The sequence below is a fragment of the Mesorhizobium sp. M5C.F.Ca.ET.164.01.1.1 genome, assembly GCF_004792125.1.
GTDB lineage: Bacteria > Pseudomonadota > Alphaproteobacteria > Rhizobiales > Rhizobiaceae > Mesorhizobium > Mesorhizobium wenxiniae.
In genome coordinates, this window is sequence record NZ_SRTG01000005.1 from 1 (window position 1) to 22,613 (window position 22,613).

A 22,613-nucleotide genomic window follows, 5' to 3' on the forward strand; every position below is an offset into this window, starting at 1 on the left:
CGAGCCTGCGCGACACCAGCGCCCGCACCGGCCGCGATCCGCAGGACGAAACGCTGATCGTGGCGTTCTATCGCGAACTGGCGCTGCTGTTCTGGCTCGACGATTGCAACGACCTTGGCCTGATCGCACCGGAGCAGCTCGCCGCCGTGGAGCAGGCGCTGGGGAAGGGCGTGCCGTGCGTGCTCTCCGGATTCGAGGCTGCGCTCAGCTGCGCGCTTCGCTGGCTGCGCTCGCCTACGATCGTCGCGACTATGCTCGGCTTCTCGACTATACCCGGTGCTACTGCGCGGCGCTGCGCGCCGGACACGCGCAGGCGGCAGGGGCGCGACGCTGGTCTTACGCCGAGTACCTGCACAACGGCATGGATTCGATCGCTTACGGGAACGTGTTCTGTTGCCTGTCGCTGCTGTGGGGGCTGGACATGGCGACCTTGCGCGCGCGTCCAGCGTTTCGCCAGGTCCTGCGGCTCATCTCAGTGATAGGGCGCCTGCAGAACGATCTGCATGGACGCGACAAGGACAGGTCGGCCGGCGGGGCCGACAACGCGGCGATCCTGCTGCTGCAGCGCTATCCGGCTATGCCTGTGGTTGAGTTCCTCAACGACGAGTTGGCCGGCCATACGCGCATGCTGCACCGGGTGATGGCGGAAGAATGCTTTCCCGCGCCGTGGGGACCGTTGATCGAGGCCATGGCGGCGATCCGCGCGCAGTACTACCAGACTTCGACCAGCCGCTACCGCAGCGACGCTGCAGGGGGAGGCCAGCGTGCGTCGGCCTGAACGCGCCGGAGGCGGCGGCTTGGGCGCGCTGCCGTCGGTTCGATCCGACGCAACGCCGTCGCCCGCTGCTACGGACGGAGCGAGCATGAGCGACACCGCCCTGAGCCGGCGAAAGGACGAACATCTGGACATCGTGCTGGATCGGCGAACGGCGCCGGCCACGGTGGCCGCTGGCTGGGAGTACATCCGTTTCGAACACTGCGCACTGCCCGAGTTGGACCTGACGCAGATCGACCTGCGCGCCTCGCTGCTGGGCAAGGCTATGCGCGCGCCGCTGCTGATCAGCTCTATGACCGGCGGCATGCCACGGGCCGAGGCCATCAACCGGCATTTGAGCGAGGCAGCGCAAGCCTTGGGGATCGCCATGTGCGTCGGTTCGCAGCGTGTGAGCCTGCAATCCCGCAACTCCCAGGGGCTAACGCGCGCGCTGCGCCGCCTGGCCCCAGACATTCCCTTGCTGGCCAATATCGGCGCCGCGCAACTGCGCGAGGCCGACGGCCTGGACCTGGCGCGTCGCGCGGTGGACGCGCTGGAGGCCGATGGGCTCATCGTCCATCTCAATCCGCTGCAGGAAGCGGTACAGCCGGAGGGCGACCGCGACTGGCGCGGCGTCCTGGCGCTGATCGCTGGCGCCGCGCGCAGCGTGGGCGTGCCGATCGTGGCCAAGGAAGTGGGGGCGGGCCTGTCCGCCTCGGTGGCCTGTGCGCTCGTCGAGGCGGGCGTGGCGGTGATCGATGTCGCCGGCGCCGGCGGCACCAGTTGGGCCGCAGTGGAGGGCGAGCGCGCCCGCGATGCCGCCGACTGTGCAGTGGCGATGGCGTTCGCCGATTGGGGGATTCCCACCCTGACCAGCGTGCAGGCGGTACGTCAGGCGCTGCCAACGGTGAAGCTGATCGCGTCGGGCGGGATCCGCGATGGCGTCGACGTGGCCAAGGCCATCCGCCTGGGCGCGGACATCGCCGGGCAGGCGGCCAGCGTGCTGGGCGCGGCGACAGTGTCCACCGAGGCGGTTGTCGCGCATTTCGAGATCGTCATCCGCCAGTTGGCCGTGGCCTGCTTCTGCACCGGCTCGGCTGATCTGGCGGCGTTGCGTCAGGCGCGCTTGTTGCCCTCGGCGCATTTGTCCGCCGGTTGATGTCGGCGTCGTCCGCACGCTAGCAGCAGGCTGCTGAAATACCTACGCCAAAGACAGACTATTGATCCCCCTGGCGAGACGGCTCGATGCACGGGAGCGATGTGTTCATGGAGCAGCTGTTCACGATGAAGCGGTTGGAAGATTTCGTTCCAGCCGATCATCCTTGTGCCCGCACCGGCTGATGATCAATGGAGCGCTGGTGCGGCTAGACGGCATCCTTTCCGGCATGTACGCCTGCAGTGCCAAAGGCGGTCGCCCCAGCGTTGCGCCGGAGAAATTGCTGCGGGCCGTGTGTTGCAGGTGTTCTACAGCGTCCGTCGGAATTGATGCAGCAGGTGCTGCTGTGGCAAGGCCAAGACCCGGGAATGCCGTCAGCTTTGATCAGGCGCTTCGGGTCGCCGGAAACGCGCGAAGAGTCCGGCTTTCGAAAAAGGCCGAACGCCTCAGATAAGGCCAGAACTCCTTGGGTCACCATCAAAACCAATTTGACGCCCCGGGACAATTTCGTCCGGCATTGTCCGGTGTACGACGATGTTGGGGATACGACATAGGCGGATTGCCGTGTATTTAAACCGCTTTTCCTTTGGCACGCATATTGCGCCCTATCGGTAAACCTCGTCATGGGCCGGCGGCAATCGCTCGGAGATTGTCGAAATAGCACAATGATTTCTGCCGGGGTGACATCCGGCCCGACTAGAGCAGGACCTTTCAGATGATGTAGAAAAGCAAGCGGCCATACTCGCGGAGGAAATAGTCGCGTCAGGGCTGCATGGACGCTCTTTCCTGGTTGTTTCGGCGGCGGACGCCAACTCTTCAATCGGCACCCGACCAGTGCCTGGATGTCCAAGGAGCGCCCCTGTTGCGCGGCCTGGCTGCACCCGCGTGCTGGCTCTCCTCCAAGGCGACGCTCGGCGCTGCTGCAGACCGGCGACGAGAACCCAACTTCAAAATTCGCATTCCGAAAACCGAAAGAAGTGAACAGGTATGTCCAGGATCGGCGCTTTGACGCGCGCGGCACGGGGATCGGCAACTCAGACGCTGGCCAAGGGTTCGAAAAGTTTACACCCGCCGCTAGCGCCGGCCGATTTCAAGCGCGCACTTACGATCAACGATCGATATGGCGGGCTCACTGTCAATGTCCCCAAAATGCCTTTCTGGCTGACCGGGGGTGAAGCCTTAGTCTACCGCCGGACTAGCCACGGCGAGCAGCAGTTCATGCAGGTCGATGCTGCCACGGGTTTCAAGCGGCCCGCTTTCGATCAGGCGCGTCTGGCGGCAGCGCTAAACAAGGTGAGCCATGAGAGCTATCAAGCCGGCAATCTTCCGTTCGACCGTTTCGAACTGAGTGAGGATGGTCGCAGGCTCGACTTCCAGATTGAAGACACCCGGTGGAGCTGCGACCTTGCAAGCTACGACTGTACCAGCACCACGTTCGATGCAAGGAAAGGGGACCCTAGGGAGCTCAGCCACCGCTACACGCCGCCATGGTACGACATATCCAACATCGGCATTTTTGGCGCATCCGCCGGCGGCCAGAGTGCAGTCAGCGCGCTGCTCTTTCACCCCGATTTCTACAAGGTCGCCGTCGCCAAAAACGGCTGCTACGACAACAGGATAGACAAGACCTGGTGGAACGAACTGTGGATGGGGTGGCCGGTCGGCATTGAATATTCGCAATCCTCCGCCGTTGACAATGCTCACAGGCTGCAGGGCAAGCTGATGATCGCGGTCGGCGAAATGGATGATAATGTCGATCCGTTTTGCTCGTTCCAGCTTGCCGATCGACTCATCAAGGCAGGAAAAGATTTTGACATGGTCTACGTTCCTGGTGCCAATCACCATACTCTAGGCACCTACACCGAGCGCAAACTCCTAGACTTCTTCGTTCGCAACATTCTCGGTCAGACCCCGCCCGACTGGAACACCAAACCGATCGAGCTGGAATAGCTTGTGGCTCTTGCAATTGTTAGCTCGCCTTATCGGCTGTAATCAGGGCGAGGCGCGAGCAAATCTTCACCGAAGGACGATCGTGGAGTCTAGGACTTGCGCTGCGTATTGAGGATCGGCTCGCCGCGACGTTGGTCTGCGCAAACTGCTTGATGGGCACGCCTGCAGACCGCGTGTGTGCGATTGCAAGATCCACTATCAGCCTCGTGTGAAGCGTTCAGGGGAAAAGCCGCACACCAACGCCGCTTCCGCTCGCCGTAACGCTACGGCGGTGCCGCCCACCCGATCCGCTCGACGAGCATTGGAACACATAGGTCCCAGAACGGACGATTGCCTTGGCAATAGAAGACCCTCGTCGGTCATCGCCGGTGTCGGTGGCAGCCCGCCGGTCTGGAGCTGCCACGATTCTCATCCTCGCGTCACATAGGAGCTGAAGCTTTCCGGATCGGGTATCCAATCGGCATCCAGTTGCTCGGCGATATGGTTGAATTCTGCCCTCAGGACAAGAGTGAGTAGAGCAGCCCCGCTACGAAAATCCCATCCTGGTTCGTTTGACGCATCGACTATTCAGATTGATTGGCGTGATACCCGGCGCGGCCGCAACACGCGAGGCCGTCAACCGCTGAGCAGAAAACCAGCCTTCGCCTTCCGCGGCGGCGGACCTCGTCAGCCTCTCGAAAGCTTGCCTGAGTAGGTTGCTCATGTGATCTGTGGAAGTGAGGATAGCGTGCACCCGTACAAACTAGACATTCATCGTGGCAGCTTGGCTGCAGGTGCAGCACGCCGTACCGCACGAGCAAGCGGACAGGCCGGCCAAGCCGGTTTTGAGCAGCACTTGGGCGAACTGCAGGCGGCGGACGAGTTGATGGGTGCGCCAGGCGAGGAGGTCCTCGTCAATGGCTCGCATGGTAAAGGTGAGTTGAGACCAACGAAGAGGCAGAGGATCCAAAGCAATCTGCAGCATGCTGTCACTGAGCGGCAACCAGGTGAGGTTGGCAACTCAGGCGCTCGCGTGATGATGCAACTCCCCACCCATCAGGTGGGTACATCGGAACGGGAGGCGCAACTTGTGATGCAGGGGGACGAGCACGAATACACCCCAGCACCGCATCTCGACGGGTCGATGCCCTCGACAGTGCAGCCGGATCGTCCAATTGTGGTGCCCGACGGTGCCGACAAGCGTCCTGTTTATTCCAACGATGCCACCGCCATCGAAGGGCTGAAGTCAGCACTCCTTGCGGGTAAAGCCAGGCCGGACACGGTCACTCGCAGCACAAATTCTCTTTTCGGCTTTAGTCGTTGGCTCTTTCAAAACAACAAGCCAGGGCTTGCTGCTCGGCTTTACCATCCGTCGCTGAGCCAGGATCTCGAGGAGTACGAGAGTAGGGGTGGTTCCTCCACCGTGGCTGGCGCACTGCGTCAATTGATGAAGTCGATGGGCGGAGCCGGCCCGATTGTGGGTCGCGCTGTCCTGAACCCCCATCCTGACGACGCCGCGCTCACCAGACATTTCAGATCCGCGAGCGGCTACGCAACTGCTCTTAACCATTTCAGTCATTACCTACGTCAAAATGACAAGCTCGGAATTGCGGGTCGCATTTACGATAAATCGCTGGATAAAGATGTTGAGAGCTACAAGGCCGCCTCCTCTAATGGTGGAGCTCCGATCGAATCTGCGCTGGTTTATCTCCGCAAGAACCCGCCGCGCGTTATACTCGGGAATCATCTGGAAAACGCGGTCAGCATGGAGGCTCGTCCCCGTGGCGACGCTGCTCAGCATACCGCACCACAGCAGGGATTCGATTGGCCAGAGGAGCTCCTGCCGGTAGGTTATAAGGAGGGCACCGATCTACCATTGTCTCTCGCCCCAACCGCGCACCAACACCAAGCGCCCGACTTTGGAGAGGCCGTCCCTCACTTGAACTGGCGCCACGGCGACCAAGGCGCCCCGGAGGAGCTGGTAGCTGCACGGGACAGGAGCAGCCCGCTGCCAAGCGAGGCGGTGCCACATAAATCTGGACGGGGACTCGCTACGCAGCCCAGATTGTGGGCGGAGAAATCCGCCTCGCCAGAGCTCTTTCCACGGCGGGCGGAGCAGGCTCTGCCGGCGTCCGCCAGAGGTGTGGAGACATCCTCCGCGGTTGATGAAGCCGCGCAGGCCGCTCGCCAAGCTTTGGCTTGGTTGCAGCAGGAGATGGAGGGGATCGAACCGATGCAGGATCCTCATAAGGTGGCTACACCGGAATGTGAGGCGCAGCTCGTCAGGCAGAGGGATGAGCACGAATCCACCCCAGCACCGCATCCCGGAGGTGGTGGGTCGATGCCCTCGACAGTGCAGCCGGATCGTCCAATTGTAGTCCCCGACGGTGCCGACAAGCGTCCTGTCTATTCCAACGATGCGACCGCTATCGAAGGGCTGAGGGCAGCATTCCACGCGGGTAAGGCCAAAGCGAACACGGTCACTTACAATGTAAATTCTCTTTTCGGCTTTAGTCGGTGGCTCCTTCAAAACAACAAGCCAGGGTTTGCTGCTCGGCTTTACCATTCGTCGCTGGATCAGGATCTCAAGGAGTACGAGAGTACGGGTGGTTCCTCCACCGTGGCTGGCGCACTGCGTTACCTCAAGAAGTCGACAGGCGGAGCCCCGATTATGGCTCGCCCTGTCGTGATCCCCTATCCTGACGATGCCGAGCTCATTAGAAATTACAGAGCCGCTTCGACCAAGGAGTACCTGGCAGCGCCTGCGACCGGACGGAATCCAGATACCGTGGGCGGCTATACAAATTTTCTTAGACATTTTAGTCAGTACCTGCGTCAAAATAACAAGCTTGGGATTGCGGCTCGGATTCACGACAAATCGCTGGATAAAGATGTTGAGAGCTTCAAGGCTGTCTCCTATGGTAATAGGCTAAGTATCAGTTCTGCATTGGCTCACCTCCGGGATATCCTGCCGCGCATTGTGCTCGGGCGCGAAACTGTCCTTTCTGCTCATCCGGCAGACGCAGTCACCAGGCGCGTTGGGGCCGCTGCTGAAGCTGGGCCAGCGGCACCGGCAAGAGCTCCCCAACCCGCCTCGCCAGCAACCGCTAGGCTGCCAGGCACCTACCGCGGCCTTCCACTGGTTGATGTGACCACACTGACTACCAGTTCCTCTGGGGCTCAGATCGGGGCGCTCGATCCGACAGCCCCGTTCAACGTTGCAACGGGGCGGGTGCTCGGCGCCGCCGAATGGCTGAGCGACGCCCATATCCAGAGAGATTACAATTTGCTGGAGGGGCAACTGCAGGGGATCAATCCGGCGCTCGCTGCCCGGACTCGGCTGGTGGATCCTTCCGTATCCCATCTACTGCGACACACGTCGCCGCAAGACGCTCGAGGCATATTGCAGTCCATCTATAATCAAAACAACGCCACAGCCGACTTCCTGTTCTTGCCAGTGAATAATGGCACGGCTACTAGCCCCGGCACCCATTGGTCGCTGCTGCTCGTTGATCGCCGCGACCCGGAAAGGCGGTTCGCCTATCACTACGACTCCCTCCAGCGAGAGGGATATAACGACGTGCCTGCAAAACAGCTCGCAGGACTGCTGAATGCCACCTTGGCGCCAGCCCCCATGGCCAGACAGACGAACCATTATGATTGCGGCGTATTTGTCCTGGAGGGCACGTGGGCGCTGGTTGAACGATTGGTGAAAGGGCAGCGGCCAGACCACGAGCCGCTGCCCCTCGACAACCTCGTTGCCGATCGGCAGGCGCTGCAAGACCGGCTAAGGAGGCGCTTGCCGCACGAGGAAGAGCCGCGGCAGCTGCTGGAGGATGAACCCGCCTCCCCACCGATGATGGCATTCGAGCCAGGGGAACTGCGGCAACTGTTGGAAGACGAGCCTGCCTCCCCACCAATGATGGCGTTCGAGCCAGGGGAACTGCGGCAGCTGTTGGAGGATGAACCCGCTTCCCCACCGATGATGGCGTTCGAGCCAGGGGAACTGCGGCAACTGTTGGAGGATGAACCCGCTTCCCCACCGATGATGGCGTTCGAGCCAGGGGAACTGCGGCAACTGTTGGAAGACGAGCCTGCCTCCACTTGGGCACAAATCAATTCGACCCCACATGCGCGAGCGGACGGTGTTCATCAGCCAGCCCAGGCGCCGTGGCTCCCTGAACGCAGAAGATAACTTTGCGGAGGAGCGGTCACGCAACTGTCGGCGGCGCCGGGCCTCAGGGTGAATGGAAAGGATGGAGTGGCGGATGGTGTCGCGTGAAGGCGCAACACGCGTGCTGACCGACCTGCATACGTAGGAAGTCGTTCATTGCTCCCAAATCGTATGTGAGGAACATTCCTGTCCCGGCTGCGCCGCGCGATGCTAGGTCGCGTTGTTCAGCGGGCCAAGCCGATGACACCTACGAAGCTACTGATCGGGCAGATCGCCGTTGTGTGCGCAATTGTCATTATCGGCGTATGGACGGCAACCCAATGGTGCGCTCAAATGCTGACCTACCAGACGCCTCTCGGCGCACCATGGTTTCTCTTCGCCGGCTGGCCAATCTACAAGCCGTGGAAGCTGTTTGAATGGTGGTTCCACTTCGATGCTTATGCGCCGGAGGTCTTCGACAAAGCCGGTACGCTTGCAGGCGCCAGCGGATTCCTGGGCTGTGCCGCCGCAATCGCTGGCTCGCTTTTGCGCGCGCGACAGCGCGGGTCGGTTACGACCTATGGGTCTTCACGGTGGGCCACGACTCATGAGGTCGAGACGGCAGGGTTGTTACGGCCGGCGGGCGTTTTCCTCGGTAGGCTGAACGATCGTTATCTGCGCCATGACGGCCCGGAGCACGTCATGGCATTTGCGCCGACGCGTTCGGGCAAGGGCGTGGGGCTGGTTGTTCCAACGCTACTTTCCTGGACCGGGTCTGCCATCATTCATGATATAAAAGGCGAAAATTGGCAGTTGACCTCCGGCTGGCGGTCGAAATTCTCGTACTGCCTTCTGTTCAATCCGACCGACCCGAGATCGGCACGCTACAACCCGCTGCTGGAGGTGCGCAAAGGCCCAGATGAGATCCGGGACGTTCAAAACATCGCCGACATCCTCGTCGATCCCGAGGGCGCGCTGGAGCGACGGAACCACTGGGAGAAGACCAGCCATTCACTCCTAGTTGGCGCCATTTTGCACGTGCTCTACGCTGAAGAGGACAAGACGCTGGCCCGCGTCGCCACCTTCCTGTCGGACCCGCAACGCTCGTTTGCCGCAACGCTACGGCGGATGATGACGACAAACCATCTCGGGACGGGGCATAACCCTCAGGTCCATCCCGTAGTGGCCTCGGCGGCTCGCGAACTCCTGAACAAGTCGGAAAACGAGCGCTCAGGCGTCCTCTCGACCGCCATGTCCTTTCTCGGGCTTTATCGTGATCCAACGGTCGCGGCGGCCACTTCGTCCTGCGACTGGCGCATCGCTGACCTAGTGGATGGAGAGCGACCGCTGTCGCTCTATCTGGTCGTGCCGCCTTCGGATATCTCGCGCACCAAGCCTTTGGTGCGACTGATCTTGAACCAGATCGGCAGGCGGTTGACGGAGCGTCTGGAGGGGGACCCGAAGAAGAGCCGTAAGCATCAGCTGCTCATGATGCTGGACGAGTTTCCGGCGCTCGGTCGCCTCGACTTCTTCGAAACGGCGCTCGCCTTCATGGCAGGTTATGGCATTCGCTCCTATCTGATCGCACAATCTTTGAACCAGGTTTCAAAGGCCTATGGCGAGAACAATGCTATTCTCGACAATTGCCACGTGCGAATTGCCTTTTCCTCCAATGACGAACGCACGGCCAAGCGCATCTCGGATGCCCTCGGCACCGCAACCGAACTTAGGTCGATGCGCAACTATGCGGGCCATCGGCTTGCGCCCTGGCTTTCACATGTCATGGTGAGCCGCCAGGAAACCGCGCGCCCGCTCCTGACGCCAGGCGAGGTGATGCAATTGCCGCCGTCAGACGAATTGGTCCTGGTTTCTGGGTTGCCGCCGATCCGCGCCAAGAAGCTGCGCTATTATCAGGATCAGAATTTCACAGATCGGGTGCTGCCTGCGCCGGTGCTGCACGACGGGCCCTATGCGGACTGCCCTGCATCACGCCCGGACGGCTGGACTGGACAAGTGTGCAGCGTCGATAGCCGACTTGCTGCGGACGAGGAAAGCGCCGACGCGCCAGTTGAAGACGAGGGAGGCGTTCAGCAGCAACGCCATCCAAGCCTGCCCGAAGAAGACGTTGTTGTCTCTCAAGAGCCCGATCAGGCCGATCTGTACAAGCCCGCAGACGATGACAGCGAAGCGCTCGCGGACAAGCGTGTCATGGATCGGATTTCCACTGCGGCCCGCGCCTACGGTATCAACGAGGGCAGGGGCGACGATGTCATTCCCGGCTTCTGAAGTCCGCTGAGTTGCAGAGCGCACCTCAGCGTAGATAACGGCCATAAGCAATTTTGAGCGTCTGGCCGATGCTTCTCCCGTCGCCGGCGCAACGCCGGGCCGTCGGAACGAGCCGCATGAAGCCGCACCGCATTCGCCATCAGTTTCTGCTTGAGCCGGAGCTCAGCGAGAAACTGGACAACCTCAGTCGCGATCCGTCAACGACCAAATCAGCGATCGTGGCGAAGGCGATCGAGGCGTTCATCGAGCGGCGTGGCGAGAGCGAGTTCGATCGGCGCTACGGCGTAAGGCTTGACCGGCTCTCCCGCGATCTTGCCCACGTCAGGCGCGATTCCGAGGTGATCCTGGAGAGCCTGGCGCTCTTCATCCGCTTTTCGATCACCCTTCATGCCCACACGCCGGTCCCGGATCGGGCAACGCAGGCTATTGCCCAAGAGCGTTTCGAGAAATTCGTTGAGAAGGTCGGCCGCCAGATCGCTTCCGGCAAAAAGTCGCTTAGCAAAGACAATGGTGGGGGAGGGGAAGGATGAGCTCTCATCCCGAGGCCGACCACCGGCGGCGTGTCATGCTGCGCACCGCCCTGGGTCCGGCAATCACCGAAGCCCTTGCCGATCCGTCCGTCATCGAGGTGATGGTCAATCCCGACGGTGCGCTGCGGCTCGACCGGCTGGGCGAGGGCCGAGTCAATACGGGCGTGCATCTGCACCCGTCCGAGGCGGAACGCATCATCCGCCTGGTCGCCTCCCATGTGCGGGTCGAGGCGCACGCGGACAATCCGATTGTCAGTGCCGAACTGCCGTCGGGCGAGCGCTTCGAGGGTCTGCTGCCGCCGGTCGTGCTCGCGCCATGCTTTGCCATCCGTAAACCAGCGGCAAAGCTCTACACGCTGGCCGACTATGTCGCGGACCGGATCATGCTGCCGCTGCAGGTCGATGTGCTCAAGAGGGCAGTCCGCGAGCGGCGCAACATCCTGGTCGCCGGCGGCACGTCTTCGGGCAAGACAACCCTTGCCAATGCGCTGCTGGCGGAGGTCGCAGAATGCGACGAGCGGGTGATCCTCATCGAGGACACGCGCGAACTGCAGTGCGCGGCCAGGGACTGCGTGGCCCTGAGAACGAGGCGGGGCTCGGTCACCCTTGCCGATCTCGTGCGCTCAACGCTGCGGCTCAGGCCCGACCGCATCATCGTCGGCGAAGTAAGAGGTGCGGAAGCACTCGACATGCTGAAGGCATGGAACACCGGGCACCCCGGCGGCATCGCCACGGTTCACGCCAATTCGGCGCGCTCCGCACTCTACCGTATCGAGCAGCTCGCACAGGAAGCAGTCGTCACCGTTCCCCGCCGCCTCATCGCCGATGCCGTCGACCTGCTCGTCTTCATCGCCGGCCGCGGCTCGTCGCGCCACATCGACGCAATCGCCGAGGTCACCGGTCTCGACGGCAGCGGCGATTACGCCGTTGCCCCGCTCACGCTTTCGCAACTCCAGCAGCTTTGAAAGGCCTTCCTCATGCGCAAGAAGCTTCGCTTTCTTTCGTCCACAGCGCTCGCGTTTCTTATCACGGCCCCCGTTTATGCCGCCGGCTCCGGCATGCCGTGGGAGCAGCCGCTGCAGCAGATCCTGGAGTCGGTGCAGGGACCGGTCGCCAAGATCGTTGCGGTGATCATCATTATCACCACCGGCCTGACGCTTGCCTTCGGCGACACCGCCGGTGGTTTTCGGCGCCTGATTCAGATCGTCTTCGGTCTGTCGATCGCCTTCGCGGCATCGAGCTTCTTCCTCTCCTTCTTCTCCTTCGGTGGTGGGGCGCTCGTCTGATGGCCGCCGGGGAGCAGCATATCGAGGGCTTCGCAGTACCGGTCCACCGGGCGCTGACCGAGCCGATCCTGCTCGGCGGGGCTCCGCGCGCGGTGGCGATCCTCAACGGTACAGTGGCCGCGGCCATTGGCTTCGGCTTGCAGCAATGGATTGCTGGTCTGGTGCTTTGGATCGCGGGCCACTCGTTAGCGGTCTTTGCCGCAAGACGCGATCCGGACTTCGCCAGCGTGCTTGTGCGCCACCTTCGTCTGAAGGGGTGGCTTGCATGCTGAACCTTTCGGAATATCGAAGCAAAGCCGACCGGCTTGCCGACCATCTACCCTGGGCTGCCTTGGTGGCGCCCGGCATCGTGCTCAACAAGGACGGCAGCTTTCAGCGGACGTTGCGGTTCCGCGGCCCGGATCTCGAAAGTGCGACGGAGGCTGAACTCGTCGGCATTTGCGGCCGGGCGAACAATGCTCTCAGACGCCTTGGCTCTGGCTGGGCATTGTTCTTTGAGGCCGAGCGCATAGAAGCGCTGGGCTATCCGAACTCGCATTTTCCTGACGCCGCGTCGTGGCTGGTCGACGAAGAACGCCGCGCTGCTTTCGAGGGGAAGGTAGCGCACTACGAGAGCCGCTATCATGTGACCTTAGTGTTTATGCCACCGCCCGACGCCCAGGCGCGCGCGGAAAGCGCGCTCGTCGACTCTCATTATTCCCAAGGAGAAAGAGACTGGCGCCAGGATCTGGCGAGGTTCCGTGACGAGACCAACCGCGTGCTCGATCTCTTCTCGGGTTTCATGCCCGAAGTACGCGTCCTCGATGATGCTCAGACGTTGACCTATCTCCACGGCACGATTTCGCCTCGCCGCCATCCTATCATGGTCCCGGAAACGCCGATATATCTGGATGCCATCCTGGTCGATGCGCCGCTTGCCGGTGGCCTGGAGCCGATGCTGGGTGAGCAGCATCTTCGCACACTGACCATCCTCGGCTTTCCGAACCTCACCCGGCCCGGGATTCTCGATGCCCTCAATCATCAGGATTTCGCCTATCGCTGGATGACGCGCTTCATTCCGCTCGAGAAAACGGAAGCCACGAAGACGCTGACGCGGTTGCGCCGGCAGTGGTTTGCCAAGCGCAAATCGATCGTGGCAATCCTACGCGAGGTCATTACCAACGAGCCGGTCCCGCTTGTCGACAGCGATGCCGACAACAAGGCGCTCGATGCCGACGAAGCCCTTCAGGCATTGGGCGGCGATCATGTGAGCTTCGGCTATCTCACCACGACCGTGACGGTGTGGGGCGAGGATCGCCAAGCCGCTGCAGAGAAGCTTCGCGCGGTCGAGCGCATCATCAATGGGATCGGTTTCACCACGATCCGAGAAGGCGTCAATGCGGTCGAGGCTTGGCTCGGCTCATTGCCTGGCCATGTCTACGCTAACGTTCGCCAACCGCTCGTTCATACTTTGAACCTTGCCCATCTCATGCCGCTGTCGTCGGTTTGGGCCGGTCCTGCGACAAACGAGTATCTCGCGAAAGTCACCCAAACCGAAGCGCCACCGCTTCTCGTTGCCGAGACCAGCGGGTCGACACCGTTTCGGCTTTCCACCCACGTCGAAGATGTCGGCCACATGCTGGCTGTTGGTCCGACCGGCGCCGGCAAGTCGGTTCTGCTTGCTCTGATTGCTCTGCAGTTCAGGCGCTATGCCGGCGCCCAGGTTTATGTCTTCGACAAAGGCAATTCGGCCCGTGCTGCAACACTTGCCATGGGTGGAGAACACCACGCGCTAGGAGCGGACGGTTCCCTTGCCTTTCAGCCACTGCGCAGCATCAACGACCAGGCTAGCCGAAGCTGGGCGGCCGAATGGATCGCCAGCCTTATTGCCCACGAGAACGTCACCGTCACGCCGGAGGTGAAGGAGGCTATCTGGTCAGCGCTGGCCAGCCTTGCCACCGCGCCGGCGCAGGAACGCACACTGACCGGCCTTTCGGTCCTGCTTCAATCCAATGCGCTGAAGTCCGCATTGATGCCCTACACGCTCGACGGTCCCTTCGGCCACCTGCTCGATGCCGATCATGATGGGCTGGCCTTGTCGGATGTGCAGTGTTTCGAGACCGAGGAGCTGATGCACAGCCAAGGCGCTTTGCTGCCGGTGCTTACCTATCTGTTCCAGCGACTTGAGGAACGGTTCGACGGACGGCCCACGCTGATCATGCTCGACGAGGCGTGGGTCTATCTCGACAATCCGCTGTTCGCCGCCCGCATCCGCGAATGGCTGAAGGTGCTGCGAAAGAAGAACGTGTCGGTTGTCTTCGCTACGCAGTCGCTGGCTGATATCGCGGGCTCTGCCATAGCGCCGGCAATCATCGAAAGCTGCCCGCAGCGCATTTTCCTTCCCAATGATCGTGCCGTGGAACCCCAGGCGCGCACAGCCTACGAACGCTTCGGTTTAAGCGAGCGGCAGATCGAATTGATCGCCCGCGCCACGCCGAAGCGTCAGTATTATCTGCAATCGCGCCGCGGCAACCGTCTGTTCGAGCTCGGGCTTGGCCCCATCGCTCTTGCGCTTTGCGGTGCTTCCGATCCGGCCACGCAGACTCTGATCGACAGGATCCTGTCCGAAGACGGGCAAGGCAGCTTTGCCTCGCAGTTCCTGATCGCGCGCGGCCTCGATTGGGCCGGCGAACTTCTCAAGCAATTCCCTCAACCAGACAAGGAGCAATTAGCATGATGCGGCGACGCCTTCTCTCCGGCCTGATCACCGTTTCCCTGATCGCCAAGCCTATGGCCGACTATGTGCAGCCCGCCTACGCCCTTATCGTGTTCGATCCGTCCAATTATGCGCAGAACGTGCTGACGGCCGCGCGCGCCCTGGAGCAGATCAACAACCAGATCCAGTCGCTGCAGAATCAGGCGACCATGCTGCAGAACATGGCGCGCAATCTTCAGCGTCTGGATTTCTCTTCCGTTGGCCAACTCACCGGTTCGCTCCATCGCATCGACGGCTTGATGGACCAGGCGAGTGGCCTCAGCTTTGATCTGGGCAAGCTTCAAGACCAGTGGCGCAGCCAATATCCGGAAAGCTACGACGCCACGATCAAGGTCAGCGATGTGGCGAGTGCTGCGCGCGAGCGTTGGCAAAGCGCCATGCAGGCGTTCCGCCAGACCATGGGGGTCCAGTCGCAAATCGTCGAGAACGTCCGCGCCGACGGCGATCTGCTCGCCGATCTCGTCAACCGCAGCCAAGGGGCGGCCGGTGCGCTTCAGGCAAGCCAGGCCACCAACCAGCTGATAGCGCTTTCGACAAAGCAGCAGATGCAGATCCAGACGCTGCTCGCAACGCAGTTTCGAGCTGAGGCCGAGGATGCCGCCCGCAAGGCCCAGTCAGAGGAAGCCGCCCGCGAGATGACGAAGCGATTCTTGGGTACCGGCTCGGCTTATCCCGGCAATTAATCACGAGTTCATCACGACGAGGAAGGCAGCGGCATGAACGACCTTGGCGTCATCGATCGCTTCATGGAGACCTTCATCCGCTACATCGACAGCGGGTTCGGTCTGCTCTCGGGCGACGTCGCCTTCCTCACTACCATTCTGATCGGCATTGACATCACACTTGCCGGCCTGGCGTGGGCGCTCGGCGAGGAGACCAGCGTTCTCGGCCGGCTTGTCCGCAAGGTGCTCTATGTTGGCGTCTTCGCCTTCATCCTGAACAATTTCAAGAACCTCGCCGATATCATTTATCGTTCTTTTGCCGGTCTCGGGATTAATGCGTCGGCCGGCAATCTGTCGGCAGACAATCTCCTGCGCCCGGGCCGCATTGCCGCGACCGGTTTCGAAGGTGCTTGGCCAATGCTTGACCAAGCCAGTCAGCTCCTGGGCTTCCCGGAAATCTTCGGCAACGCACTGACCATCTTCGTGCTGCTGATGGCCTGGTTCCTGGTCATCATCGCCTTCTTCATCCTTTCCATCCAGCTTTTCATCACCATCCTTGAGTTCAAGCTCACCACGCTGGCAGGTTTTGTTTTGGTTCCATTCGCACTTTGGAACCGTTCAGCGTTCCTGGCCGAACGCGTGCTCGGCCATGTTATCTCGTCAGGCATCAAGGTGATGGTGCTCGCCGTCATTGTCGGCATCGGCTCCACGCTCTTCGGGGAGTTCGCTTCCGCATTGCAAGGCAAGGAGCCGGATCTGGCCGCTGCCATGTCCCAGGTACTGGGCGCACTGGCACTGCTTGGCCTTGGCATTTTTGGGCCGGGGATCGCGTCGGGTCTTGTCTCAGGCGCACCGCAGCTTGGCGCGGGCGCCGCCCTCGGCACGACCGCGGCGGCAGCGGGTGTATCACTCGTTGCTGGAGGCACGGCATTTTCTGGCGCGCGTATGGCAACCAGCGGCGGTCTCGCCGCCATCCGCGCCGGCACAACAATGGGATCGGCTGCTTCCACGTCCTGGCAGATCGGGCGCGCAACCTCGCCCGACGTTGGCCTCTCCGGTGTGGCTGCTGGAATGCATGGTGTAACCAGTGCCGCTGGCGGCGCTGCTATACGCGTAGCGCGATCCGCCACTGCAAGTGTTGGGCGCAACGCCGATGCCGGGCGCGATGCCGCGTGGACCGCGACCGGCGGCACGCCGACCGCGTCAATGACCGAACGCTCTGCCGGTTCGGCCACTGTTTCGGCGCCGACGTGGGCAAGGCGCCTACGTTCTGAACAGACCGCCCGTGCACATCGCCACGCTGCCATGCAAGCTGTCCGAGACGGAGACCGGCCGGGAGGCAGCGCCAACCCCTCTCTCAACGACAAGGATGACTAGATGCTCTTCAAGCGACCCGTGCACCGTTACGGCAAAACACCCGAACCGGTCACGCCGTATCAAAAAGCCGCCCAGCTGTGGGACGAGCGCATCGGCTCATCTCGACTGCAGGCCAGGAACTGGCGGCTCATGGCCCTTGGGTGCCTGGCCTTGGCGACCGGACTTTCCGGCGGACTCGTATGGCAGTCGATGCAAAGCCGTGTCGTGCCTTACGTCGTCGAGGTCGATGGCTTCGGCGAGACGCGCGCCGTCGCGCCGGCAATCCGGAATTATGAGCCCTCGGATGCTCAGATCGCCTGGCATCTCGGCCGCTTCATCCAGAATGTCCGTTCCGTTTCCACCGATCCGGTTTTGGTACGGCAGAACTGGTTGGCAGCTTACGACTTTGCTAGCGATCGCGCAGCGCTCTTCCTCAACGAATACGCCAAGGCGAACGACCCCTTCGGTCAGATCGGAACGCGCAGTGTCTCGGTACAGGTCACCAGCGTGGTCAGGGCCTCCGAAAGTTCATTCCAGGTCAAATGGACCGAGCAGGTGTTTGAGCGCGGAAGCCTTGCCAGCACGATGCGCTGGACTGCGATCCTCACGATCGTGATCCGCTCGCCAAGCAATACGGATCAGCTGCGCAAGAATCCGCTCGGCGTCTTCATCAACGCCATTGACTGGTCACGCGAGCTCGACAGCGCCGTCCCACCCCCCTTTCTCCGACGGAGTCCACCAATGAAAGATAAAATGTCACCGATTCGTGCCGTGCTGATCCTATCGGTGTCGGCAGCGGTCGTTTCCGCTTGTGCATCGAAGAAGGTGCCGCCGCCTGAGATTTCCTATGACGCTGCTGACTTCAAACCGGCCGCGATCGAGAAGGCGCCGGAGAGGCCGATTAGAATTGTCGAGGTGCCAAAACCACTGCCGCTGCCTGGCCAATTGCAGCCCGAGTCCGGCAAGGCCGAGGACAAGCGCCCCCCTGAAGAACGCGTCGCTGATGCCAACAAAGCCGCGACCCAGCAACCCACCAAGTACGGGTATGTTAATGCCGTGCAAGTCTACCCCTTCACCGATGGCGCGCTTTATCAGCTCTATGCCGCGCCGGAGCGCGTGACCGACATCGCTCTGCAGCCGGGCGAGAAACTAACCGCCGTGTCGGCTGGCGACACCGTGCGCTGGGTCATAGGCGATACCGCAAGCGGCACCGGTGACAATCAGCGCACCCATGTTCTGGTGAAACCCTTCGCGCCGGGTCTTGCCACCAATGTCGTCATTACGACGGACCGGCGGACCTATCATTTGCAGCTTCAAAGCACCGAGAAGACAGCAATGGCGGCAATCTCCTGGACCTACAGCCAAGACCAGATCATCGCGCTTCGCCAGCGCAATGCTCAAGCCGAGGCAGTTACACCGGTCGCGTCGAATATCGCGCTCGAAAACCTTCGCTTTCGCTACTCGATCAGTGGCGACACACCGCCCTGGAGACCGACGCGAGCCTTCGACGACGGCAGCAAGGTCTATATTGAGTTCCCTCGTCGCATAGATCAGGGCGAGGCGCCACCACTCTTCATCGTCGGCGCAGATGGGAGCAGCGAGCTCGTCAACTATCGCGTGCGCGGCAACTATTACATCGTCGATCGGCTCTTCGCCGCGGCCGAACTTCGCCTCGGCACCAAGCAGCAGCAGGTGATCCGCATCAGCAGGATTGACGACAGGCAACCGCTACGGCGGATCTCGCTCTTTTCGCGTTCCAGCCGGTGAGGTGAGGGCTCATGATCGAAAATTCCCGCTCTGGCATCCCGCCGAAACTGGATCCCGAGGAACTGCAGCTTCGGGCCTCTCCCCGCCGCGTGGTGCGGTTCAGGCGCGGTGTGATCATCGCGATCGCAGCGCTCGGATCCGGCGCTGTGTTCGGCGTTGCCATGATGGCGCTCCAGGGGCCGGCCCTTCGCATCAGGGATCAGGCGGAAGATCTCTACAGCACTGAGCGCAAACCAACCGTCGAGGGACTCGATACGCTTCCCCATGACTATTCCGGCATGAAGCCGAAGCCTCCCGTCCTTGGGCCACCTTTGCCGGGCGACCTCGGTCGCCCCATCCTCGAGCGGCAGCGCCAGCTCGGCATCGTGCCGGGCCAAGACATCTCGGCCGAGGAGCAGCGTCTAGCGCAGCAGGCGATCGAAGCGCGTGAATCGCAGGTGCTTTTCCGCGTCGAAAATCGAGCTCAACAGACAGATGTCGGTGAGAGCGTGCAAACTGCTCAGCATCCATTTGAGGCACTTCCCCAATCCGAAGCAGCACGCGCGTCAGCCTCGGTGGCGCCGGCGGAAGGCGACCAGAACAATCAGCAGCGAAAGCTTGATTTCCTCAGCCAGCGGAGCACTGGCGGGATCTACAATCCGCATGCGCTGCAGACGCCGATCTCGCCGTATCAACTGATGGCTGGCAGCGTGATTGCCGCCAGCCTGATCACCGGCATCAATTCCGATTTGCCGGGCCTTGTCGTCGCGCAAGTCACCGAGAATGTGCACGACACGGTCACGGGCAACATATTGCTGATTCCGCAGGGCTCACGTCTTATCGGCGTCTACGACAGCGTCGTCGCGTTCGGGCAAAAGCGAGCGCTGCTGGTCTGGCAGCGCATTCTGCTGCCCGACGGCTCGTCGGTCGAAATCGACAATCTGCCCGCGAGCGACACCGCCGGCTACGCAGGGCTGGAAGACAAAGTCGATTTCCACACCTGGCAGCTGATCAAGGGGGTGGCGCTTGCCACATTGCTCGGTGTCGGCACGGAATTCAGCCTCGGCGAAAACGAGAGCGATCTGGTCAAGGCGATCCGGGAATCAGCCCAGCAGAACGCCAGTCGAGCCGGCCAGCGCATCACCGAAAAAAACCTCAATATCCAGCCCACCATCATCGTCCGCCCAGGTTGGCCACTGCGCGTCATCGTGCACAAGGACATCGTGCTGCGGCCATACGCGAGTTGAGCAGGAGTTACCATGGCTGACCTGAAACTTGGAAAGCTTCCAGACCGAACAGCTTCGAAGATCACCATTACCGTCAGCGCGGAGCTGGGCCAAACACTCAAGGAGTATGCTGCACTTTACCGTCAGACCTATCGTCAGTCTGAAACCGTGGCAGAACTCATCCCTTTCATGCTGGCGGCGTTTCTGGAAGGCGACCGAGCCTTTGCCAAGGCCCGAAAAGAAGGTCTGCCGACGGAGCTTGCCGAAAAATCGTGACTCCTCCGCTAGAGGCAGCTGGAACATTGCCTAGCTGTCGCGGCCTACCTGCTCTTCGCGAAGCATAGGATCAAACACCTTGGAATGCAGGTATGCGTAAGAGAGGATGTGGAAGGAAATACCGCGCAACAGCCTAAGTTTGCATTTTCGATTGGATGCGGTAGTCGCCTATGAGCGGTCAAAATGAAACGCAGCTGGTTCGCGATCGACCAAACGGCGAGCGCACTGTGCTTTGCTCAGACCGCCACCGAGTGCCTCGCCGTTCCCCCTTTGAAATATGTATCGAACTTGGCCGCGATGGTTCGAACGAAGGGGCGACTTTCAGCCCGTACGACGAAACTGTCGCCATCGAATTCAAGCGCTCGGGCAGGATCGTGGAGGGCGATGGACCTCGAGCGATGAAGGAGCTTCTCGCCGGCTTTGCCGAACCGCTCCACCAGATCGACTGCCGAGAAGGCAAAATCACACATCAGCCGCTCGATTATCCAGCCACGGACGCGATCGTCGTCGGAAAGGGCAACGCCCCGGACGGCAGCCAACCCGCCATCCGCAACCATGCGCCCGTACCCGGCAGTCGAAGCCATGTTCTGCACGTAGCCTTGGCGAAAACGACCGATGGACGAAGGGCCAAGTCCGATCAGTGTCGGGCAGCGATCCTCGGTGTAGCCCTGAAAATTGCGATGCAAAACCCCTGCGCGGGCCGCTATGGCCAGCGCATCGTCGGGCTTCGCGAAATGATCGAGTCCTATTGCCTCATATCCCTTGGCGACAATTGCCCGCGCCGCGAGTTGAGATTGGGCGAAACGCTCGGTGGGACTCGGCAGCCATGCCTCGTCGATCATCGTCTGATGCTTCTTGAACCAGGGCACATGTGCGTAGCCGAACAGAGCCATCCGGTCTGGTTCCAAGGTCAGTGCCTGCGCCACCGTGGAACAGATCGTCTCGCGTGTCTGATTCGGGAGCCCGTAGAGCAGGTCCAGATTGACCGATTCAACGCCCCGCGAACGAACCCCGTCGACGACTGCCTTGGTCTGCAAAAAACTTTGCTCACGATTAATTGCTTTTTGCACTTGCGGATCGAAATCCTGCACGCCGAGGCTCGCCCGCGTTACGCCGATTTGAGCAAGCGCATCAAGGCGCGCCTTGTCCATGTCGTTGGTTCCGATTTCGATGCTGACCGTAGCATCCGGGAGAAGGTCGAAGCTGTCCCGCAAGGCCGCTCCAAGAGCAACCATGTCATCGGGCCTCAGCATCGTTGGCGAACCGCCACCGAAGTGGATTGCACGGACATGTGCCTTGCCGCTCACCAGACCGGCAATCGTGACGATTTCGGCATTCAGCGAGCGCAGATAAGCGGCCACCGGTTCATATTGGTGCGTCTGCTTGGTGTGGCAGGCGCAGAACCAGCAGAGCTTGTCGCAGTAAGGAATGTGCAAATACAGCGAGATTTCGTCGCCACTTTCCAGCGCCTCCAACCAGCCACGGTAAATGGCAGCATCGACCCCGGAATGGAAATGCGGCGCCGTCGGATAGCTTGTGTAGCGTGGGACGTTCTCGCTGAGTTTGACAGCTATTTCCGATTGCATCTCGCGTTCACCGTGTTGCCCGCCGAACACTGCACGCATCGCTGAAGCAGACCCTGATCTCGATCAGCCGCGCGCATGGACAAACCGCCGCAGGACTTCTCTACCCTGGATGGGTATCCTGCCGGCAGTTAGGATCGGGTAAAGCGAACGCATGACCTTTCGGCAAGACATTCATACTTCCGGCATTCCTGTTCTTTGCCTCCCTTGCGAGGCACGGCGTCGCGGTGTCTGCGGTGCGCTCGATCCAGACAATTTGGTTGGGCTCGCCAAGACTTGCTCGCGTCGCCGGATCGAGTCAGGAATGGAGTTGACCGGCGAGGCACAGAACGTCGACAGCTACTCGAACGTGCTTTCAGGCGTGGTAAAGCTATCAAAGAGCCTGTCGGATGGGCGCCAGCAGATCGTCGGTCTCCAGTTTGCACCGGATTTTCTGGGACGTCCTTTCAAGGTGGAAAGCTCGATCAATGCGGAAGCGGCAACAGCAGTCACGCTGTGCTCGTTTCCGCGAGCGGCCGTCGAACGGATGATGAAGGCGTCACGGGAATTCGAGCATCGCCTGCTCAAACAGACGCTGAATGAACTCGATGAGGCGCGCGAGTGGATGGTGACGCTGGGGCGCAAGACAGCTCCGGAAAAGGTGGCGAGTTTTCTCCTCATGATGGCCCGGAATATCGATTCCAGTCTCGACGCGGCTTCCAGGTCAGCGTCCTTCGATCTGCCGCTGACGCGTGCCGAAATCTCTGATTTCCTTGGAATTACCAACGAAACCGTGAGCCGCCAACTGACGCGATTGCGGGCTGACGGGGTGATTCGGATTGAGAACGCACGCCATGTGACGGTGGACAGCATAAGCCGTCTGGAGAAGCGCTGTGGCGGCGGACGCGAGCGGCCCTAAGCGGCGAGGCCCATGTC

Annotated in this window: 16 protein-coding genes and 3 pseudogenes; 18 read left to right on the forward strand and 1 reads right to left on the reverse strand. The window is 61.3% G+C overall.

Going from position 1 to position 22,613, the window contains the following annotated elements; translation table 11 throughout:
• The 17 genes and pseudogenes from EN807_RS24280 to EN807_RS24355 form a co-directional block, all read left to right on the forward strand.
• Positions 1-778, forward strand: a pseudogene (locus EN807_RS24280) (hypothetical protein); the annotation flags it as partial.
• An 85-nt stretch (positions 779-863) separates the two neighbouring features.
• A complete protein-coding gene (fni, locus tag EN807_RS24285) occupies positions 864-1,913 on the forward strand; it encodes a type 2 isopentenyl-diphosphate Delta-isomerase (RefSeq protein ID WP_135936991.1) in 1,050 nt (349 codons plus the stop codon).
• Between the two features lie 86 nt (positions 1,914-1,999).
• Positions 2,000-2,231, forward strand: a pseudogene (locus EN807_RS36755) (IS5/IS1182 family transposase); the annotation flags it as partial.
• A 666-nt stretch (positions 2,232-2,897) separates the two neighbouring features.
• Positions 2,898-3,860 (forward strand): prolyl oligopeptidase family serine peptidase, encoded by a 963-nt coding sequence (locus tag EN807_RS24290; RefSeq protein WP_135936992.1) that lies wholly within the window; start codon positions 2,898-2,900, stop codon positions 3,858-3,860.
• Between the two features lie 835 nt (positions 3,861-4,695).
• The gene (locus tag EN807_RS24295; RefSeq protein WP_246684322.1) at positions 4,696-8,034 is read left to right on the forward strand and encodes a Ulp1 family isopeptidase; all 3,339 of its coding nucleotides are present in this window, start codon (positions 4,696-4,698) and stop codon (positions 8,032-8,034) included.
• Between the two features lie 219 nt (positions 8,035-8,253).
• Positions 8,254-10,278 carry a conjugal transfer protein TraG gene (locus EN807_RS24300; RefSeq protein WP_024502848.1) on the forward strand — a complete coding sequence of 675 codons (2,025 nt, stop codon included), beginning with the start codon at positions 8,254-8,256 and terminating at the stop codon, positions 10,276-10,278.
• Positions 10,279-10,394: 116 nt separating this feature from the next.
• On the forward strand, positions 10,395-10,808 hold the full coding sequence (locus tag EN807_RS24305; RefSeq protein WP_095488561.1) for a CopG family transcriptional regulator: 414 nt from the start codon (positions 10,395-10,397) through the stop codon (positions 10,806-10,808).
• On the forward strand, positions 10,805-11,773 hold the full coding sequence (gene trbB / locus EN807_RS24310; protein WP_091595797.1) for a P-type conjugative transfer ATPase TrbB: 969 nt from the start codon (positions 10,805-10,807) through the stop codon (positions 11,771-11,773). The genes EN807_RS24305 and trbB overlap by 4 nt, the downstream gene beginning before the upstream one ends.
• Positions 11,774-11,785: 12 nt before the next feature.
• Positions 11,786-12,094 (forward strand): TrbC/VirB2 family protein, encoded by a 309-nt coding sequence (locus EN807_RS24315; protein WP_024502851.1) that lies wholly within the window; start codon positions 11,786-11,788, stop codon positions 12,092-12,094.
• Complete coding sequence (locus EN807_RS24320) at positions 12,094-12,366, forward strand: VirB3 family type IV secretion system protein (protein ID WP_024502852.1); 273 nt, start codon at positions 12,094-12,096, stop codon at positions 12,364-12,366. The genes EN807_RS24315 and EN807_RS24320 overlap by 1 nt, the downstream gene beginning before the upstream one ends.
• Positions 12,360-14,810: a conjugal transfer protein TrbE gene (trbE, locus tag EN807_RS24325; RefSeq protein ID WP_135936993.1), complete on the forward strand. Its 2,451-nt coding sequence runs from the start codon at positions 12,360-12,362 to the stop codon at positions 14,808-14,810. The genes EN807_RS24320 and trbE overlap by 7 nt, the downstream gene beginning before the upstream one ends.
• Positions 14,807-15,532 (forward strand): P-type conjugative transfer protein TrbJ, encoded by a 726-nt coding sequence (gene trbJ / locus EN807_RS24330; protein ID WP_091595793.1) that lies wholly within the window; start codon positions 14,807-14,809, stop codon positions 15,530-15,532. The genes trbE and trbJ overlap by 4 nt, the downstream gene beginning before the upstream one ends.
• Positions 15,533-15,565: 33 nt before the next feature.
• Positions 15,566-16,888, forward strand: coding sequence for a P-type conjugative transfer protein TrbL (gene trbL, locus EN807_RS24335; protein ID WP_091595791.1), 1,323 nt, complete (start codon positions 15,566-15,568; stop codon positions 16,886-16,888).
• Positions 16,889-17,557 (forward strand): annotated as a pseudogene (trbF, locus tag EN807_RS24340) (conjugal transfer protein TrbF); the annotation flags it as partial.
• 63 nt (positions 17,558-17,620) lie between these two features.
• Positions 17,621-18,634 carry a P-type conjugative transfer protein TrbG gene (trbG, locus tag EN807_RS24345; RefSeq protein ID WP_164746653.1) on the forward strand — a complete coding sequence of 338 codons (1,014 nt, stop codon included), beginning with the start codon at positions 17,621-17,623 and terminating at the stop codon, positions 18,632-18,634.
• 11 nt (positions 18,635-18,645) lie between these two features.
• The gene (locus tag EN807_RS24350; protein WP_029354947.1) at positions 18,646-19,860 is read left to right on the forward strand and encodes a TrbI/VirB10 family protein; all 1,215 of its coding nucleotides are present in this window, start codon (positions 18,646-18,648) and stop codon (positions 19,858-19,860) included.
• Between the two features lie 12 nt (positions 19,861-19,872).
• Positions 19,873-20,115: a DUF2274 domain-containing protein gene (locus EN807_RS24355; RefSeq protein WP_029354949.1), complete on the forward strand. Its 243-nt coding sequence runs from the start codon at positions 19,873-19,875 to the stop codon at positions 20,113-20,115.
• A gap of 236 nt (positions 20,116-20,351) precedes the next feature.
• Here EN807_RS24355 and hemN read toward each other — a convergent pair whose 3' ends face one another.
• Positions 20,352-21,701 carry an oxygen-independent coproporphyrinogen III oxidase gene (gene hemN / locus EN807_RS24360; protein ID WP_091595897.1) on the reverse strand — a complete coding sequence of 450 codons (1,350 nt, stop codon included), beginning with the start codon at positions 21,699-21,701 and terminating at the stop codon, positions 20,352-20,354.
• 151 nt (positions 21,702-21,852) lie between these two features.
• On the opposite strand from hemN, the gene EN807_RS24365 reads away from it, so the two are divergent.
• Positions 21,853-22,596, forward strand: coding sequence for a Crp/Fnr family transcriptional regulator (locus EN807_RS24365; protein ID WP_126105062.1), 744 nt, complete (start codon positions 21,853-21,855; stop codon positions 22,594-22,596).
• Positions 22,597-22,613 lie beyond the last annotated feature (17 nt).

What these genes read in the sequence shown, in the direction of transcription:
- EN807_RS24320 (WP_024502852.1), top strand. Translation starts at nt 12,094, where the DNA reads ATGGCCGCCGGGGAGCAGCATATCGAGGGCTTCGCAGTACCGGTCCAC.
- hemN (WP_091595897.1), bottom strand. Translation starts at nt 21,701, where the DNA reads ATGCAATCGGAAATAGCTGTCAAACTCAGCGAGAACGTCCCACGCTAC.
- EN807_RS24290 (WP_135936992.1), top strand. Translation starts at nt 2,898, where the DNA reads ATGTCCAGGATCGGCGCTTTGACGCGCGCGGCACGGGGATCGGCAACT.
- EN807_RS24365 (WP_126105062.1), top strand. Translation starts at nt 21,853, where the DNA reads ATGACCTTTCGGCAAGACATTCATACTTCCGGCATTCCTGTTCTTTGC.
- fni (WP_135936991.1), top strand. Translation starts at nt 864, where the DNA reads ATGAGCGACACCGCCCTGAGCCGGCGAAAGGACGAACATCTGGACATC.
- EN807_RS24305 (WP_095488561.1), top strand. Translation starts at nt 10,395, where the DNA reads ATGAAGCCGCACCGCATTCGCCATCAGTTTCTGCTTGAGCCGGAGCTC.
- EN807_RS24350 (WP_029354947.1), top strand. Translation starts at nt 18,646, where the DNA reads ATGATCGAAAATTCCCGCTCTGGCATCCCGCCGAAACTGGATCCCGAG.
- trbG (WP_164746653.1), top strand. Translation starts at nt 17,621, where the DNA reads ATGTCACCGATTCGTGCCGTGCTGATCCTATCGGTGTCGGCAGCGGTC.
- EN807_RS24300 (WP_024502848.1), top strand. Translation starts at nt 8,254, where the DNA reads ATGACACCTACGAAGCTACTGATCGGGCAGATCGCCGTTGTGTGCGCA.
- trbJ (WP_091595793.1), top strand. Translation starts at nt 14,807, where the DNA reads ATGATGCGGCGACGCCTTCTCTCCGGCCTGATCACCGTTTCCCTGATC.
- trbL (WP_091595791.1), top strand. Translation starts at nt 15,566, where the DNA reads ATGAACGACCTTGGCGTCATCGATCGCTTCATGGAGACCTTCATCCGC.
- trbE (WP_135936993.1), top strand. Translation starts at nt 12,360, where the DNA reads ATGCTGAACCTTTCGGAATATCGAAGCAAAGCCGACCGGCTTGCCGAC.
- EN807_RS24315 (WP_024502851.1), top strand. Translation starts at nt 11,786, where the DNA reads ATGCGCAAGAAGCTTCGCTTTCTTTCGTCCACAGCGCTCGCGTTTCTT.
- EN807_RS24355 (WP_029354949.1), top strand. Translation starts at nt 19,873, where the DNA reads ATGGCTGACCTGAAACTTGGAAAGCTTCCAGACCGAACAGCTTCGAAG.
- trbB (WP_091595797.1), top strand. Translation starts at nt 10,805, where the DNA reads ATGAGCTCTCATCCCGAGGCCGACCACCGGCGGCGTGTCATGCTGCGC.